This is a genomic window from Streptomyces sp. NPDC102441 (assembly GCF_044765585.1).
Classification (GTDB): Bacteria; Actinomycetota; Actinomycetes; order Streptomycetales; family Streptomycetaceae; genus Streptomyces.
In genome coordinates, this window is record NZ_JBIWKH010000001.1 from 61,091 (window position 1) to 78,769 (window position 17,679).

The 17,679-nt window shown below is 71.9% G+C and carries 13 protein-coding genes; all 13 read right to left on the reverse strand.

Features of this window, described 5'->3' with window-relative positions:
* Nucleotides 1-122 precede the first annotated feature (122 nt).
* A complete protein-coding gene (locus tag ACIREO_RS00265) occupies nucleotides 123-1,823 on the reverse strand; it encodes a proline--tRNA ligase (protein ID WP_404102860.1) in 1,701 nt (566 codons plus the stop codon).
* A 72-nt stretch (nucleotides 1,824-1,895) separates the two neighbouring features.
* Entirely contained in the window at nucleotides 1,896-2,471 is a 576-nt protein-coding gene (locus tag ACIREO_RS00270) for a GNAT family N-acetyltransferase (protein ID WP_404102863.1), read from the reverse strand.
* Nucleotides 2,472-2,500: 29 nt separating this feature from the next.
* Complete coding sequence (locus ACIREO_RS00275) at nucleotides 2,501-3,346, reverse strand: GNAT family N-acetyltransferase (RefSeq protein WP_404102866.1); 846 nt, start codon at nucleotides 3,344-3,346, stop codon at nucleotides 2,501-2,503.
* Between the two features lie 147 nt (nucleotides 3,347-3,493).
* Nucleotides 3,494-4,651, reverse strand: a complete 1,158-nt coding sequence (ispG, locus tag ACIREO_RS00280; protein WP_404102869.1) for a flavodoxin-dependent (E)-4-hydroxy-3-methylbut-2-enyl-diphosphate synthase — start codon at nucleotides 4,649-4,651, stop codon at nucleotides 3,494-3,496.
* A gap of 181 nt (nucleotides 4,652-4,832) precedes the next feature.
* Nucleotides 4,833-6,143 carry a M50 family metallopeptidase gene (locus ACIREO_RS00285; protein ID WP_404102871.1) on the reverse strand — a complete coding sequence of 437 codons (1,311 nt, stop codon included), beginning with the start codon at nucleotides 6,141-6,143 and terminating at the stop codon, nucleotides 4,833-4,835.
* Nucleotides 6,140-7,393 carry a 1-deoxy-D-xylulose-5-phosphate reductoisomerase gene (gene dxr, locus ACIREO_RS00290; RefSeq protein WP_404102874.1) on the reverse strand — a complete coding sequence of 418 codons (1,254 nt, stop codon included), beginning with the start codon at nucleotides 7,391-7,393 and terminating at the stop codon, nucleotides 6,140-6,142. The genes ACIREO_RS00285 and dxr overlap by 4 nt, the downstream gene beginning before the upstream one ends.
* Nucleotides 7,394-7,481: 88 nt before the next feature.
* Complete coding sequence (locus ACIREO_RS00295) at nucleotides 7,482-7,643, reverse strand: hypothetical protein (protein ID WP_404102876.1); 162 nt, start codon at nucleotides 7,641-7,643, stop codon at nucleotides 7,482-7,484.
* A gap of 146 nt (nucleotides 7,644-7,789) precedes the next feature.
* Entirely contained in the window at nucleotides 7,790-8,284 is a 495-nt protein-coding gene (locus ACIREO_RS00300; RefSeq protein ID WP_404102879.1) for a nucleotidyltransferase domain-containing protein, read from the reverse strand.
* A 41-nt stretch (nucleotides 8,285-8,325) separates the two neighbouring features.
* Nucleotides 8,326-9,564, reverse strand: coding sequence for a 3-phosphoshikimate 1-carboxyvinyltransferase (gene aroA, locus ACIREO_RS00305; protein WP_404102882.1), 1,239 nt, complete (start codon nucleotides 9,562-9,564; stop codon nucleotides 8,326-8,328).
* Between the two features lie 78 nt (nucleotides 9,565-9,642).
* Complete coding sequence (locus tag ACIREO_RS00310) at nucleotides 9,643-11,589, reverse strand: acyl-CoA dehydrogenase family protein (protein WP_404102885.1); 1,947 nt, start codon at nucleotides 11,587-11,589, stop codon at nucleotides 9,643-9,645.
* A 185-nt stretch (nucleotides 11,590-11,774) separates the two neighbouring features.
* Entirely contained in the window at nucleotides 11,775-13,220 is a 1,446-nt protein-coding gene (locus ACIREO_RS00315) for an aldehyde dehydrogenase family protein (RefSeq protein ID WP_404102888.1), read from the reverse strand.
* Nucleotides 13,221-13,376: 156 nt separating this feature from the next.
* Entirely contained in the window at nucleotides 13,377-14,954 is a 1,578-nt protein-coding gene (locus ACIREO_RS00320; protein ID WP_404102891.1) for a PucR family transcriptional regulator, read from the reverse strand.
* Between the two features lie 137 nt (nucleotides 14,955-15,091).
* Nucleotides 15,092-17,458 carry an ATP/GTP-binding protein gene (locus tag ACIREO_RS00325; protein WP_404102894.1) on the reverse strand — a complete coding sequence of 789 codons (2,367 nt, stop codon included), beginning with the start codon at nucleotides 17,456-17,458 and terminating at the stop codon, nucleotides 15,092-15,094.
* Nucleotides 17,459-17,679 lie beyond the last annotated feature (221 nt).

Below are 17,679 nucleotides of genomic sequence, written 5' to 3' on the forward strand. Positions count from 1 at the left end.
GGGGGGGCTGCCGGCGGCCCCTGCCCGGGGGGTGTGGCCCGCGGGCGGTGACGGTGGGGCGCCCGCCCCCCCCCGGGGGGGCCCCCCCCCCGGGGGGGGGGCCCCCTCCGCTGTCCGGCGGATCAGCCCTGGTCGGTCAGGCGGGCGATCGCCTCGTCGACGGTGAGCTCCTCGCGCTCGCCCGTGCGGCGGTCCTTCAGCTCCAGGACACCCTCGGCCGAACGGCGGCCGGCGACAAGGATCTTCGGGACGCCGATGAGCTCGGAGTCGGTGAACTTCACGCCGGGCGAGACGCCGGGACGGTCGTCGACCAGGACGCGCAGGCCGGCGGCGTTCAGCTTCTCGGAGACGTCGAGGGCCAGCTCGGTCTGGAGCGCCTTGCCGGCCGCGACGACGTGCACATCGGCCGGGGCGATCTCGCGGGGCCAGCACAGGCCCTTGTCGTCGGCGGTCTGCTCGGCGAGCGCGGCCACCGCGCGGGAGACGCCGATGCCGTACGAGCCCATCGTGACGCGGACCGGCTTGCCCTGCCGGCCGAGGACGTCGAGGGAGAAGATGTCGGCGTACTTGCGGCCGAGCTGGAAGATGTGGCCGATCTCGATGGCGCGGTCCACCTGGAGGCCGGTGCCGCAGTTGGGGCAGGGGTCGCCCGCCTCGACGACGACGACGTCGAGGTGGTCGTCGACCTCGAAGTCGCGGCCCGCGACGACGTTCCTCGCGTGCTTGCCCTCCTTGTTGGCGCCCGTGATCCAGGCGGTCCCGGCGGCGACGCGGGGGTCGGCGATGTAGCGGATCTTCTCCAGGCCCTGCGGGCCGACGTAGCCGCGTACCAGGTCGGGGCGGCCCACGAAGTCCTCGGCGGTGACGAGCTCGACGACGGCGGGGGTGAGGTGCTCACCGAGCTTGCCGAGGTCGACCTCGCGGTCGCCGGGCACACCCACGGCCACGATCTCGCCGTCGACCTTGACCAGGAGGTTCTTCAGGGTGGCGGAGGCCTGGACGCCGAGGTGGGCGGCGAGGGTCTCGATGGTCGGGGTGTCGGGGGTGTCCAGCTCCTCGACCGGTCCGGTCGCCGAGGGATCGGCTGCGGTGGCCTTGAAGGTCACGGCCTCGGTGTTGGCGGCGTAGTCGCAGTTCGGACAGTCGACGAAGGTGTCCTCACCGGCGGGCGCGGGGGCGAGGAACTCCTCGGAGGCGGAGCCGCCCATGGCACCGGAGACGGCGGAGACGATGCGGTGGTCGAGGCCGAGGCGCTCGAAGATCCGGATGTACGCGGCGCGGTGCAGCTGGTATGCCTCGGCCAGGCCCTCGTCGGTGGTGTCGAAGGAGTACGAGTCCTTCATCTGGAACTCACGGCCACGCAGCACACCGGCGCGGGGACGGGCCTCGTCGCGGTACTTCGTCTGGATCTGATAGAGGATCACGGGCAGGTCCTTGTAGGACGAGCACATGTCCTTGACGACCTGGGTGAAGATCTCCTCGTGGGTGGGGCCGAGGAGGTAGTCGGCACCCTTGCGGTCCTGGAGCCTGAACAGCAGGTCGCCGTACTCGTCGTACCGGCCGCTCGCCTCGTACGCCTCCTTGGGCAGGAGCGCGGGGAGCAGGACCTCCTGGCCGCCGATGGCGTCCATCTCCTCGCGGACGACGCGGATCACGTTCTCCAGGACCTTCTTGCCGAGCGGCAGCCAGGACCAGATGCCGGCCGAGGTGCGGCGAACGTAACCGGCTCGGACGAGGAGCTTGTGGTTGAGCGTCTCGGCGTCCGCCGGGTCGTCGCGCAGTGTCTTGATCATCAATCGGGACATGCGCTGGACCTGGGCCATGATGAACTCCTGCTCGGAAGGGTGGTGAGCCCGAGGTTAGCCGGGGGCCCCGCGCGGGCGGAAATCCATTCCTCAGCCGCGGAGCAGCGGAAGGGGTGCGCCCATCACCGCGTACGGCTTGGGCGCGCTGGGGAAGAGCACCTGGCGGGCCAGGTCCTGGTAGCCCAGGGCGCGGTAGAGGCCGCGGGCGGGGCTCTCGGTGTCGATCGCGGACAGGATGGACCGGGGCAGGTCGACCGCGTCCGTGATGGTGGTGATCAGGCTGCGTCCGATGCCGCGCTGCTGGAACTCGGGGTGGACGTGGAGTTCGGTGATCACGAACGAGTCGTCGAGCCAGCCCTCGGATCCGGTGACGCGCAGATACGGTTCGACGACGGTGGACCACCAGTGCGTCCGGTTGTTCGGCAGCCCGTAGACGAACCCGACGAGCCGTCCGTCGGCGGCGGTGGCGCCGAGGGCGCGCGCCTGCGGGTGGTCGAGGTGCCGCAGCACGATGTGGCGGCGTACGTCGATCTCGTCCTGGGTGAGGCCGAAGGCGAGGGCCTGTACGGCCAGTGCCTCGTCGACGCGGTCGGCGAGGTCGAGCGGTCCGACCACGGTGTCGGGGGTCCCGGAGCCCTGGGGGGACGTGGGGATTGCTGCTGCCATGCGGGAACCCTACTGGCCGTGCCGTCCGGTCAGAACAGCACGCTCATGAAGGCGCCCGTCTCGCGGAAGCCGACACGGCTGTAGGCCCTGCGTGCGGCGGTGTTGTAGTCGTTCACGTACAGGCTGACCACGGGGGCCACATCGCTGAGCGCGTAGCGCAGGACGGCCGCCATGCCCGTCTCGGAGAGTCCCCTGCCGCGGGCTTCGGGGGCGACCCAGACGCCCTGGATCTGGCAGGCGCGGGGGGTCGCCGCGCCGATCTCGGCCTTGAAGAGGACCTTGCCGTCCTCTATGCGGGCGAAGGAGCGGCGGGTGGTGACCAGTTCGGCGACCCGCGCCTGGTAGAGGAGCCCGCCGTCGCCGGCGAGCGGGGAGATGCCGACCTCCTCGGTGAACATGGCCACGCAGGCCGGCATGAGGATGTCCATCTCCTCCTTGTGGACCCTGCGCACGAGCGGGTCGGGTGTCACCTCGGCCGAGGGGCGGTCGGTCACCATGAGCGGCTGGTTGGGCCGGACCTCACGGGCGGGGCCCCAGCTCGGTTCGAGGAGGCGCCACAGCTGGGCCGTGGGGCCGGCGGGGCCGACGATCGAGGAACACCGGCGGCCGGCCCGCCGGGCACGGTCGGCGAAGGCCCTGACGGCCTCGGGGGTGGCGCAGATGGGCACGAGGTTGGCGCCGGAGTAGCAGAGCGAGCGCAGTCGGCCGTCGGCGTACCAGCCCCACATCTCGCCGCCGAGACGCCAGGGATCGAGCCCGGCGACCTGGACGCGGGAGGTGACGAACGCGTTCTCGACGGGGGCGCTCTCAAGGATGGCGAGTGCGGCTGGGAGCTCGCCGGGGTCGAGGACCCGGGTAGTGGTCTGCGTCAACACTGGGGCCTCACCAAACGGTCTACTGATGTCCGCACTGTACCCAACAAGGCTGGGGGGTGCCGCCCCGGACGGGGAAGGCCGAGGGGCGGGAAACGCGGCTGTGCCCCGCAGGACACGGCCTGCGGGGCACAGCGGGACGGAGAGGGGTCAGCCGGCGATGGAGACCTGGGGTTCGCCCGAGGCGATACCGTCCTTCTCCATCTGCTCCGCGATCTTCATGGCTTCCTCGATGAGGGTCTCCACGATCTTCGACTCCGGGACGGTCTTGATGACCTCGCCCTTCACGAAGATCTGGCCCTTGCCGTTGCCGGACGCCACACCCAGGTCGGCCTCACGCGCCTCACCCGGACCGTTCACGACACAGCCCATCACCGCGACCCGCAGCGGGACCTCCATGCCCTCCAGACCCGCACTGACCTGGTCCGCGAGCTTGTACACATCCACCTGCGCACGCCCGCACGACGGGCACGACACGATCTCCAGACGCCGCTGCTTCAGATTCAGCGCCTCCAGGATCTGGAGGCCGACCTTGACCTCCTCGGCCGGCGGAGCCGACAGCGAGACCCGGATCGTGTCCCCGATCCCCTCCGAGAGCAGCGCGCCGAACGCCACCGCGGACTTGATCGTGCCCTGGAACGCCGGGCCGGCCTCGGTCACACCCAGGTGCAGCGGATAGTCCGACTGCGCGGCCAGCTGACGGTAGGCGTTCACCATCACGACCGGGTCGTTGTGCTTCACCGAGATCTTGATGTCCCGGAAGCCGTGCTCCTCGAACAGCGACGCCTCCCACAGCGCCGACTCCACGAGCGCCTCGGGCGTCGCCTTGCCGTACTTCTTCAGGAGCCGCGCGTCCAGCGAACCGGCGTTGACACCGATACGGATCGGGGTCCCCGCATCCCCCGCCGCCTTCGCGATCTCCTTGACCTTGTCGTCGAACTGCTTGATGTTGCCCGGGTTCACCCGGACCGCCGCGCAGCCCGCGTCGATCGCCGCGAACACGTACTTCGGCTGGAAGTGGATGTCCGCGATCACCGGGATCTGCGACTTCCTCGCGATCGTCGCCAGCGCGTCCGCGTCGTCCTGTGTGGGACACGCCACCCGCACGATCTGGCAGCCCGACGCCGTCAGCTCCGCGATCTGCTGGAGCGTCGCACCGATGTCCGACGTGCGCGTGGTCGTCATGGACTGCACCGACACGGGTGCGTCCCCGCCGACCGCGACCGTGCCGACCTGGATCTGGCGGCTGACCCGTCGGTCGGCGAGCTTGGTCGGAACGTCCGGCATTCCGAGAGAAATCGCAGTCATGCGCTGAGCATCCCCAAGGTGTGGATCAGTGTGGATCGAGGTCCCGAGAACGGCGGGCTCCAGGCTCCGAGGTTACGGCACCGGAGGCGAACGGAGCGCACCCGTGCCGTCAAACCGCCCGATGGTGGGCGGCCGGACACCACCTGTGTGACCGGCCGCCACCCATGGGACAGGTGGGACATCAGGTGATCTTCACGGGGTTCACGATGTCGGCGACCAGCACCAGCAGCGTGAAGCAGATGAAGATCCCGGCGACCACGTAGGCGACGGGCATGAGCTTCGCCACGTCGAACGGGCCGGGGTCGGGCCGCTTGAAGACCTTGGCCACATTGCGGCGCAGGGCTTCCCAGAGGGCACCGGCGATGTGGCCGCCGTCCAGTGGGAGCAGGGGCAGCATGTTGAACAGGAACAGCGAGAGGTTGAAGCCTGCCAGCAGGAACAGCATCATCGCGATCTGGTTCTGGGCCGGGATGTCGAGGTTCATCACCTCACCCCCGATCCTGGCCGCACCGACGACGCCGACCGGTGAGTCGTCGGCACGCTCGCCGTCGCTGAACGCCGCGTTCCACAGGTCGGGGATCTTGGAGGGCAGGGCGATGATCGAGTCGACGCCGTTCTCGATCATGTCGCCCATGCGGACGACCGAGTCGCCGAAGGAGAGCGGCAGGATCTCGGTCTTGGCGGCGAAGCCGAGGTAACCGGCGTCGACGAACTTGCCTGGTACGACCTCGCCGTCACCGTCCTTCTGGGCGACGGCGTTCTTCTTCAGCACGGCGTTCAGGGTCTGTTCCTGGCCGTCTCGCCGCACGGTGATGGTGGCGGGACCGATGGTCTTCCGGATGTCGTCCGAGAGCGTGGCCCAGTCGTCGATCTTCTTGCCGTTGAAGGCGACGATCGTGTCGCCCTCCTGCAGGCCGGCGGCCTTGGCCGGGGAGACGGGGTCGGACGCCTCGCACGTGTCGCGCTTCTCACTCTGCGCGATCGTGCACTTCTGGACACCGGCGACCTCGGTGGTCTGGGTCTGGAAGCCGAAGGTCATGGCCACGCCCATGAAGATCGCGACGGCCAGGACCAGGTTCATGAAGGGCCCGGCGAACATCACGATCACGCGCTTCCACGGCTTGCGCGTGTAGAAGAGCCGCTTCTCGTCGCCCGGCTCGAGCTCTTCGAAGGCGGCGGACCTGGCGTCCTCGATCATGCCGCGCCAGGGCGAGGTGGAGCGGGCCTCGATCCGGCCGTCGGGCCCCGGCGGGAACATGCCGATCATGCGGATGTAGCCGCCCGCGGGGATGGCCTTGATGCCGTACTCGGTGTCGCCCTTCTTGCGCGACCAGACGGTCGGCCCGAAGCCGACCATGTACTGCGGCACCCTGATGCCGAAGAGTTTGGCCGTCGACAGGTGACCCAGCTCGTGCCAGGCGATCGAGAACAGCAGGCCCACCGCGAAGACGGCGATACCGAGGATCGTCATCAGGATCGTCGTCAAGTTCATGCGTGCGCCTCCGCTGTCGCTGCCACCGAGAGTTCGCGGGCCCTGGACCGGGCCCAGGTCTCCGCATCGAGGACGTCCGCGACCGTCAGCGAAGTTCCCGAACCGGGGGTGCCGTGTTCGGCCACCACCGCCGTGACCGTATCCATGATGCCGTTGAAGGGCAGCCGTCCCGCCAGGAATGCGTCCACGCACTCCTCGTTGGCCGCGTTGAACACCGCGGGCGCCGTGCCTCCCAGGGTGCCGACGTGCCGGGCGAGCCCGACGGACGGGAACGCCTCGGTGTCGAGCGGGAAGAACTCCCAGCTGGAGGCCTTCGTCCAGTCGAAGGCGGGGGCCGCGTCCGGGACCCGCTCGGGCCAGCCGAGACCGATGGCGATGGGACCCCGCATGTCGGGCGGGGTCGCCTGCGCGAGGGTCGAGCCGTCGCTGAACTCCACCATCGAGTGAACGTACGACTGGGGGTGGACCACGACCTCGATCCGGTCGAACGGGATGTCGTAGAGCAGATGTGCCTCGATGACTTCCAGCCCCTTGTTGACCAGGGTCGCGGAGTTGACCGTGATGACCGGGCCCATGGCCCAGGTCGGGTGCGCCAGGGCCTGCTCCCGCGTGACGCCGGCCAGCTCGTCGCGCGTACGCCCGCGGAACGGGCCGCCGGACGCGGTCACCACGAGCTTGCGGACGTCGGCGCGCTTCCCCGCGGCGAGCGCCTGGAAGAGCGCGGCGTGCTCGGAGTCGACCGGGATGATCTGGCCGGGGGCCGCGAGCGCCTTCACCAGCGGGCCGCCGACGATCAGCGACTCCTTGTTGGCCAGGGCGAGCGTGCGGCCCGCCTTCAGCGCGGCGAGCGTGGGGGCGAGGCCGATCGACCCGGTGATGCCGTTCAGCACGGTGTGGCAGTCGCTCGCCGCGAGCTCCGTTGCGGCGTCGGGGCCGGCCAGGATCTCGGGGAGCGGTTCCCCCGCCCCGTAGGCCTCGCCCAGCGCCTCGCGGAGCGCGGGCGCCTTTTCCCCGTCGGCCACCGCGACCGTCTGAACGCGCAGCTGCCGCGCCTGCTCGGCGAGGAGCTGGACCCTGCCGCCCGCGGCGGAGAGCGCGGTGACGCGGAAGCGGCGGGGGTTGCGCAGGACCAGGTCGATGGCCTGTGTGCCGATGGACCCGGTGGAGCCGAGGATCACCAGATCCCGGCGGCCTTCCGCCGCGTCGAAGACGAGATGCGGATCGGCGAGGGGTGCGGGGCTGTCGCTCATGGCCCCCATTGTTGCCGCATCCGCTGTGTGCCGTGACAGCACGCCCCTGTCGGCGCGCGCCTCAGGCCCGCGCGGCACGGAATTTCTTTTACTGGGCGGCCATGACGTCCGCCGGAATCCCTCCGATGTCCTGGGTGCCCAGGATCTCGCCGCGGAAGGCGAGCGTGGTGGAGCCGGAGCGCAGGACGGTGAGGGGGCTGGGCCCTTCCCGGCCTCGCCCTTGCCGTTGTCGTCGTTCCCGCCACCGCATCCGGCGAGACCCATGAGGGTCACCACCGCGCATCCCGCCGGCCGCCCGCCCCGTACACCCCGAACATCCCTGCCCCTGTCTCCCGTTGACGCGCCGGGATCCGTGTACCGATCGCGGCCGAGGCTCGATTGTGCGGCATCGGGAGGTCAGAGCGACGTGTCGATGCCGAACTTCTCCCCCAGCCGCCGCATGTACGCCACATCGCGCTCGGCGGGTTCGTAGCCCTGGTGGAACAGCGCCTGCTGCTCGACGGAGAGACAGCGCACGGTGGTCGTCCCGATGGTGCCCGTGACGAAGCAGGCGGCCGGGTAGCGGAAGGGCTCCCCGGGGTCGAGCGAGGACTGGAGGGCGGACCCGTCGGCGGCGAACTCCAGCGGGTGCAGGTCGATTTCGAGCCCGGACGGATGGCTGAGGACGAACCGGGCGGGGCGCCAGTCCAGCGTCTCGGCGTATCCGGCGGACTCCAGGGCGGCCACCACGGCGGCCTCCTGCTCACGGCGGTGCAGGAGGTCGAGATCGCGGTGCTCGCGGGTCTCCTCGCCGAGCAGGGCGTCGACGCCCCATCCTCCGGCGATCACCACGTCGGTGCCGGCTTCGCGCAGCAGGGCGAGGACGGACAGGACATCGTTCCGGGGCATCATGCGGGCGACCGTAGTGCGCCCCGCGCAGGGGCGCCTGCTCTTTACGGGCGCGCGGTCCTCGCGACGAACTCCGCGAACTCCTCGTGGAAGCCGGGGAACGTCTTCCGTACGCAGCCGGGGTCGTCGTAGGTCATGCCGGGGGTGCGCAGTCCGGCGACGGCGAACGACATCACGATGCGGTGGTCGCCGTGGGTGACGATCTCGGCGGGGCGCGGGGTGCCGGGGTGGATCTCGATCCAGTCGGGTCCGGTGTGCACGGTGATTCCCATGGTCCGCAGGTTCTCCGCGCAGGCCTCCAGCCGGTCGCACTCCTTCACCCGGGTGTTGGCGACGTCCTCGATCCGCACCGGCGAGGTGGCGAACGGCGCGATCGCGGCGAGGGTCGGCATCGTGTCCGAGATGTCACGCATGTTGACCGTCAGACCGGAGAGCCGCCCGGAGGACCGTACGGTCGTGGCCCCGGCGGTGGTGCTGACCTCGGCGCCCATGCGGCGCAGCACCTCGGTGAAGCGCAGGTCGCCCTGGAGCGCGCCGGTTCCGAGGCCGGGGACGGTGACCTCGCGGCCGGTGAGGGCCGCCGCGGCGAAGAAGTACGAGGCCGTGGACGCGTCGGGCTCGACGGCGTACGTGGTGGCGCGGTAGCCGCCGGGAGGCACGGTGAACGTGTTCCCCTCACGGACGACCTCGACACCGAAGCTGCGCATCATCGCGAGGGTGATCTCGATGTACGGCGCCGAGACGAGCTCCGTGACGTCGATCCGGAGACCTTCGGCGGTGAGCGGGCCGAGCATGAGCAGGGCGGTGAGGTACTGGGACGACTCCCCCGCGTCGAGGGTCAGTTCGCCGCCCTTGACTCCCGCTGCCTCGATGGTGAGCGGGTGGTGGCCCTCCGCGTCCTCGTGACGCAGGTCGACGCCGAGGGTGCGGAGTGCCTGGGTGAGGGGCGCGAGGGGGCGGCGGCGCATCTGCGCGGAGGCGTCGAAGCGGTACGTTCCCGAGGCCGCGGCCGCGGCGAGTGTCGGCAGGAAGCGCGCGGTGGTGGCGCCGTCACGGCAGTGGACGTCGGCGTCCGCCACGGGTCCCGACGGGCGTCCCTCGATGTGCCATCGGTCCGGCTCGCGGGTGACCCCGTACCCGAGACGGGTCAGTCCCTCGGTGAACCCCTCGGTGTCGTCCGAGTGCAGGGGGCGCAGGAGGGTGGTGGTTCCGTCCGCGGCGGCGGCCAGGAACAGGGCGCGGGCGGTGACGGACTTGGAGCCGGGGATGTCGATGACGGTCACGGGCGTCCATTTTGCCCTGTGGCGGACGTGCCTGCGGGGCACGTCCAGGCAGTGGACGCGCCCCGCGGGGGCCCGGGTTCAGCGGATGGGACGGTGGACGTTCTCCCCGGTGGCCGGGCCGGGGGTGGCGTCGGCGATCCAGGGGCCGTCTCCGCTGGGGTCGATGACCCCCTCCTCCAGCCAGGTGTAGGTGCCGGAGAGGACTCCGTCGACGACACGCTTGTCGATGTCGTCGGTGTTGGACCACAGCCGGTTGAAGAGCTCCTCCACCCGGAGACGGGCCTGCCGGCAGAACACGTCGGCGAGCTGGTACGCCTCGCGGCCGTGGTCGTCGTCGGCCCGCAGGTGCTCGGCGCGGACGCAGGCGGCGCTCATCGCGAAGAGTTCCGCGCCGATGTCGACGATCCGGCCGAGGAAGCCCTGCTTGGTCTCCATGCGGCCCTGCCAGCGGGACATCGCGTAGAAGGTGGAGCGGGCCAGCTTCCGGGACGAGCGCTCGACGTACCGCAGGTGTGCGGAGAGGTCGGGGTGCCCGGGAACCCGGAAGTCACCGTAGGCGTTGGGCAGCTGACCGGGTCCGCTGACCAGCTTGGGGAGCCAGCGGGCGTAGAACCCCGCGGCGTTGGCGCCCGCCTTCGCCTTGTCCGAGAGCGGCTTGTCGGGGTCGATGATGTCGCCGGCGACCTTGAGGTGGGCGTCGACGGCCTCGCGGGCGATCAGCAGGTGCATGATCTCCGTGGAGCCCTCGAAGATCCTGTTGATCCGCATGTCGCGGAGCATCTGCTCGGCGGGGACGGCGCGTTCGCCGCGGGCCGCGAGCGAGGCGGCGGTCTCGAACCCGCGTCCGCCACGGATCTGGACGAGCTCGTCGGAGATCAGCCAGCCCATCTCGGAGCCGTACAGCTTGGCGAGCGCGGCCTCGATGCGGATGTCGTTGCGGCTCTCGTCGGCCATCTGCGAGGAGAGGTCCACGACCGCTTCGAGGGCGAAGGTGGTGGCGGCGATGAAGGAGATCTTCGCGCCCACCGCCTCGTGCCGGGCGACGGGCCTGCCCCACTGCTCGCGGACCGCCGACCACTCACGGGCGATCTTCAGGGACCACTTCCCGACGCCGACGCACATGGCGGGCAGCGAGAGGCGGCCGGTGTTGAGCGTGGTGAGGGCGATCTTGAGGCCTGCGCCCTCGGGGCCGATCCGGTTCGCCGCGGGGACCCGGACCTGGTGGAAGCGGGTGACGCCGTTCTCGATGCCTCGCAGGCCCATGAACGCGTTGCGGTGCTCCACGGTGATGCCCGGGGAGCCCGCCTCGACGACGAAGGCGGTGATGCCGCCCTTGTGGCCCCCGGACTCGGGAACCCGGGCCATGACGACGAGCAGGTCGGCGACGACACCGTTGGTCGTCCAGAGCTTCACACCGTCCAGGACGTACTCGTCGCCGTCGGGCACGGCCGTGGTCGCGAGCCGTGCCGGGTCGGAGCCGACGTCGGGTTCGGTGAGGAGGAAGGCCGAGATGTCGGTCCGCGCGAGGCGGGGCAGGAAGGCGTCCTTCTGCTCCTGCGTGCCGAACATCTTCAGCGGCTGCGGTACGCCGATCGACTGGTGGGCGGAGAGCAGCGCGCCGATCGCGGGGCTCGCCGAACCAGCCAGCGCGAGCGCCTTGTTGTAGTAGACCTGGGTCAGTCCGAGACCGCCGTACTTGGTCTCGATCTTCATGCCGAGGGCGCCGAGTTCCTTGAGGCCGTTGATGACCTCGTCGGGGATCCTGGCCTCCCGCTCGATCAGGGCGCCGTCGACGTGGGTCTCGCAGAAGCCGCGCAGCCGGGCGAGGAACGCCTCGCCGCGCCGTACGTCGTCCGGGGCCGGCAGGGGGTGGGGGTGGATCAGGTCCAGCCGGAAGCGTCCGAGGAAGAGTTCCTTGGCGAAGCTCGGCTTGCGCCAGTCCTGTTCACGGGCGGCCTCGGCCACCTGCCGCGCTTCGCGCTCGGTGACTTTCGGGGCCTGGGGGATGTCGGATGGGGCGGACATGAGGAGCTCACCTCGCCGCGAGTCGGGATATGGGTCGGGCCGTACGCGTGCCGATAGGTACCACTCGTCCGTATCTACCCGATCCACGCGACCCCCACCACCGTGCGGCGGGCCCCCGGAGGCACGCAGAAACGGCCGGAGCCCCCGCACAGTGGGCTCCGGCCGGTCCGTCGCGGCAGTCCGGGCTACAGGGCCAGGCCGGTGAGCACCAGCACCCGCTCGTAGGTGTAGTCCTCCATGGCGTAGCGCACGCCTTCGCGGCCCACTCCGGACTGCTTGGCGCCGCCGTACGGCATCTGGTCGGCGCGGTAGGAGGGCACGTCGCCGATGATCACGCCGCCCACCTCCAGGGCGCGGTGCGCACGGAAGGCGGTCTGCAGGTCGTGGGTGAAGACGCCGGCCTGCAGTCCGTACTTCGAGGCGTTGACGGCGGCGAAGGCCTCGGCCTCGCCTTCGGTCCTCCGGACGTACAGGACCGGGCCGAAGACCTCCTCGCAGGCGATCTTCGTGGTGTCCGGAAGGTCGGTGAGGACCGTCGGGGCGTACGTGGCGCCGTCGCGCTTGCCGCCGGTCAGCAGCGTGGCGCCCGCGGTCACCGCCTCGTCGACCCAGGACTCGACCCGGCGGGCGGCGTCCTCGCTGACCAGTGGGCCGACGTCGGTGGCCGCGTCGGAGGGGTCGCCGGTCACCAGGGCCTCGACCGCCGCGACGATCTTCGGGACGAGCCGGTCGTAGACGGTGGCGTCGGCGATGACGCGCTGCACCGAGATGCAGGACTGGCCGCCCTGGTAGTTGGAGAAGGTCGCGATGCGGGTCGCGGCCCAGTCCAGGTCCTCCTCGGAGGAGTAGTCGCCGAGGACGACGGCCGCGCCGTTGCCGCCGAGTTCCAGGGTGCAGTGCTTGCGCGGCACCGACTCCATGATCGCGTAGCCGACCGGTCCTGATCCGGTGAAGGAGATCACGGGGAGCCGCTCGTCCTGGACCAGGGCGGGCATCTTGTCGTTGGGCACGGTCAGCACGGACCAGGACCCGGCCGGCAGGTCGGTCTCGGCCAGCAGCTCGCCCAGGATCAGTGACGAGATCGGGGTGGCCGGCGCCGGCTTCAGGATGATCGGGGCACCGACTGCGATGGCCGGCGCGACCTTGTGGGCGCTCAGGTTGAGCGGGAAGTTGAAGGGCGCGATACCGAGGACGGCGCCGCGCGGGAAGCGCCGGGTCAGTCCCAGACGGCCCGTCCCGCCGGCGTCCGTGTCCAGCCGCTGGGCGTCGCCGCCGTTGAAGCGGCGGGCCTCCTCGGCGGCGAACCGGAAGACGGAGACGGCACGGCCGACCTCACCGCGGGCCCACTTGACCGGCTTGCCGTTCTCGGCGGAGATCAGCTGGGCGATCTCCTCGGTGCGCTCGGTGAGACGGCGTACGACGTGGTCGAGGGCGGCGGCCCGTACGTGCGCCGGGGTCGCGGCGAACTCCTCGCGCACGGCATGCGCGGCGGCGACGGCCTCCTCGACCTGGGCGTCGGTCGGCACGGCGACCGTGCCGACGAGACGGCCGTCCCAGGGGTTGGTGACGTCGAAGCTGTCCTCGCCGGTGGCCTGGCGGCCGGCCAGCCAGAAGGCGTGGGTGGAAGTCATGGCGGTTCCGGCCCTTCGGGGGTGGTGAACGACGATCGCCGGGCGCCTCGCGGGCACCCGTCGGCCCCACCGTAGGGCGACCCGGCACGTATGAGGCTTGTCCGTCGTGGAGTGGAGCCGAGGGCCGGTACGCCGGTTTGTCGTAGCCGGACGGAGTTACTGCGTCCCCGAGGAGGCGGCCGTCGTCTTGAGGGCCAGCCACAGCTCCATCCGGACGTCCGCGTCGTCGAGCGAGCGGCCCAGGATCTCCTCCACCCGGCGCATCCGGTAGCGCAGGGTGTGGCGGTGGACGCCGAGGTCGGCGGCGGCGGCGTCCCACTGGCCGTGCCGGGAGAGCCAGGCGCGCAGGGAGGCGACCAGATCGCCGCGGCCCTTCGCGTCGTGTTCCTGCAGCGGCCGCAGCATCCCGTCGGCGAAGGCCCGTACGGCGTCGTCGGCGAGGAGCGGCAGCACGGAGCCGGCCGCGAGCTCCTCGTGCTCGACCATGGTCCTGCCGCGGCGGCGGGCGACCGAGAGGGCCTGTTCGGCCTGCTTGTACGCGGCGGAGACGGCGATCGGGCCGGACGGCGCGGACATGCCGACGACCACATCGGTGTCGTCGGCGACCGGTTCGCGCACCGGCGGGTCGTCAGCGGCCCGGGCGTGGGCCGCGCCGGCCCCGACGGCCGCGCCGCCGTCCACGGCCAGCACCACGAGGCGTTCGCCCTCGGGCACCATCAGGAGTGCCTCGCCGGACCGGGAGGCGGCGGCCTCCATCGTCTCGGCGAGGAGCTCCGTCCCGGCGGGTACGGGCGACTCCGCGATGAGGAGCCGGAAGGGGGCGTCGAGCAGCCCGCCGTACAGATCCCCGGCGACGGCCCGGGCGTGGTCGGACTCCCCCGCCAGCAGCATGCGCAGGATCGCGGCGCCCAGGCGCTGCTCCGCTCCCTGGAGCGCTCGGGAGCGGGCCGTGGTCAGGGTCAGCAGGGCGACCGCGGAGTGCACCGCGTAGCGCTCGGCCGTGCCGAGCGCCGCCCCCGTACCGACAGCCAGCGCGCCGCGGTTCCGGCGGCCGGCACCCAGGAACTGGAGCTCCACGCGGTCGCCGCTCTCGCTGTCGCCGACGACCGCGCTGGCCGGGGCGGGGCGGTCCCTCAGCCGCTCGACCTCGGGAGTGAGCCGGGCGGCGCGGCGGGCGGCCCAGTCGGGCGCGGCCGCGATGACGGCGCCCGAGGAGTCGTACAGCGCGGCCCATCCGTCGATGTGCGCGGCGAGGCGGGTGAGGAGTTCTGCGGGGCCGTCCCCGGTGACCGCGGCCCGGGTCAGTTCGCGCTGGGCGTCGAAGCCGGCGGTGACCGAGCGGTACTGGTCCGCGGCGATCGCGGCGGAGACCGCCTTGCTGATGGCGAGGAACGGGGTGCGCCGGGGAACCTCCAGGAGCGGCAGCCCGGCGTCCTCGGCGGCGTCCACGAGCGCCGGCGGGATCTCGTCGTACGTGACACCCACCGCGAAGCCGATCCCCGCGATCCCCGCGCCGGCCAGCCGCTGTACGTACCGGCGCATCGTCCCCGGGTCCCGGGCGTCGAGGTTGGTCGCGGTGACGAGGAGCAGTTCGCCGCCGTCCATGTACGGGACCGGGTCGGCCAGCTCGCTGGCGTGTGCCCAGCGCACAGGCGTGGCGAGCCGGTCGGCGCCGGCCCGGACGGTGAGTTTCAGCGCCGGGTGCTGGACGAGCGAGGCGAGGGTGGGAGGCATGGGACCGCCGGACCTCCGGGAGTCGATGGCGCCGCTCCGCGTGAACGGCTCGAACGCGCCGTCCCGTACAGACGGCCGGGGTCGATTCTGCCAGGGCGGCAGGGTCCCCGTAACCTCGCGGTCGCCCGCCCTGCAGGTCAGCCCCCGAGCTCGACCAGGAGCGGCGGCGCGTGTGCGCCCTCCACCGTCGTCAGCGACAGGACCGCGTGCCCCGCGGGCAGCTCGTACGCCAGTTCCGAGGCTGACCAGCGCTCCCGCTCGACCCGCCGCACGGTCACGGCGTCCCTGGTCACGGCCTTGCCGGTGACGAGCTTGCGCAGCCCGTGCAGGGCGCGGGTGAACGGCTGGTCCGCGAAGACGGCGTGCTGGGCGACCTCGCGGGTCTCCACCCACTCCTTGCCCCACACCTCCGCGAAGCGCTTGCCGTCCCAGGTGGTGACCCCGCTGAAGGCCATGCAGCAGCCGACCGCGCCGAGCAGCGCGGTGTGCAGCCCCTCGGGGACGTCGTCGACGGTGCGCAGCGTCAGGACCGCTCCGGCGTTGACCGATCGCAGCCGCCGGACACCCCGGACGGTCTCCGCGGTGACGGTGTTGGTGGCGTCGTCCAGGACGAGGCAGACGAAGAGCGACCGGTCGGTGCGGGCGGCGGCGATCGCAGTGAACTGGGCGAGGACGAGCCGGGTGAGCAGCCGAGACGCCTCGGCGTGTGCCCGCTCCGGAAGGTCGATCCTGACCCGGAGCGGCAGATGTTCGAGGGACCGCAGCGAGAAGGGCCGGGCCCCCTCGCCGGTGGCGAAGAACGACGTGAACGCGGGGCGGTCGAGGAGCGCGATCCGGTCGGCGAGCACCGGGCCGGGGTCGCCGGCTCCGCCCCTCTGCCGGGTACGGGCCTCCAGCTCGCGCAGCATCGCCTGGTGGCCGCCCGCCGCGAGGGCCTCCCGCAGCGCGTCGATCGCGGCGAGGTCTCCGTCCAGGAGCTCCCGGAGCGCGGGCACCCCGGGGAAGTGCCCGTGGACGGTGCGGTAGGGGCCGACCAGCTGGGCGAGCACGGTGGCGGCGCGCCTGCTGTCCAGGTGGGTCACATCGCCGACGAGCCCCTCCGCGAGCACGCTCGCGGCCTCGTCGGGGTCGGTCGTACCGCCGTACAGGTCGAAGTCGTGCACGGAGGCCGGGTCACCGATCCGCACCACGACGTCGAACGCGTCGTCCGGACCCAGGTCCCCTCCGGCGCCCCCGACCGCGAGGACCGCGGCCCGGCCGGCGAGTGCCTGCAGGGCGAGCGATTCGACGACCGGCCGCACCATCCGGGCGGACTTGCCCGCTCCCGGCGGGCCGACCGCAAGCAGCGAGGTGCCCAGCAGAGCGGGTTCCAGGGCGAGTCCCGAGCCGCGCCGGGCGTACGGGTTGTGCGGGTCGTCGGCGCAGCTGCCGAGCCGGACCTGGCCGGTCAGCAGATCGTGCCGGGCGGTGCGGTGCGGCAGGTCCCGGGCACCCGAGGGATGGAGCGCGGCGGCGCCGCCGGTGCGCAGGACGGCCTCGGTGAGCGCGGCGAGGCGCTCCGGGCGCCCCCGGCCGACGGTCCAGGCGTGGCGCAGGCGCGCGACGTCGACGTCGTTCATCCGGCCGGTGCGCACCTCGGCGGTGAGGGCGTCGGCGGCGTCCGTGCGCCCGGCCGCGCGGAGCTCGGGCCACTGCTCGGGGCCGGGGGCGTCCGGGGCGGCTGCCGGGGCCGTGGGAGCGGCGGCGCCCTTCCCGAACCGGTCGGCGAGCAGCCGGCGCCAGTGGCCGAGGCGGGCGAACGGCACGAGCACCCCGGCGGCGATCAGCGTGTAGACCACGTTGACGACGGTCTGGCTCTGGTAGATCTCGCCGCCCGCGACCGAGGCGACGAGGATCAGCACCGGCCGGACGAGCGGCACGGCGTCCTTCCACACGAGGAGCTCGGCGAGGGCCGCTCCGGCGGCTGTGGCCAGTCCGAGGAAAGGCTGTCCCCGGCCCGCGACGTGGCGCCGGAAGATCTCGGACCAGTTGCCCAGACGCGCGCAGCCGTAGACCAGCAGCCCGAAGAGGACGGCTTCGTAGACCGTGAGGGCGTCGGCGCCCTGGATCGTCCGGGGCCCGCCGAAGGTCCCGGCGTACCACCAGTCGCCCGGGGTGAACAGCTTCAGCGGGACGAGCCGGTAGGGGATGTACCCGTTGCGCCAGAGGGACCACAGGAGCAACCCGCTGAGTACGGAGATGAGCACCCCGACCAGCAGCGAGCGGTCGGACACCCCCTCGGGCTTCTCCGGCGGGCGCGGGGTGTGGCCGTAGCGCCATACGCCCGGTTCCCGCGCGGGGCGCGGGGTGCGCAGCCATTCCTCGACACCGGTCTCCGCCGTGGGCGGGCGCCGGGGGTGCGGGGCATACGCGGGAGGCGGTGGCACCGCGGGTGGTGGACCGGCCGGGCGTGGCACCCGGCCCGCGCCCGTGCCCCGTGCGTCGTACGTGCCTTCGGTGTCCATGAACCGCTGCCCCCTGACCAGCCAGGTCCTGCCTCTGCACCGGCCAATGTAGTGCCCGGACACGGGGAGTTCAGCCATGCGGCCCTATGACCCGGCGGGGGCGTCGACAGGTGACCCGGCCGGGTCACCTGTCCGTCGCGGACAAGGACACGCTCCCACCACTCCCGATCGGAGCATGACCGCTGCCCGCACCCGCCCCTAGCCTGCAGAAACAGAAGCGT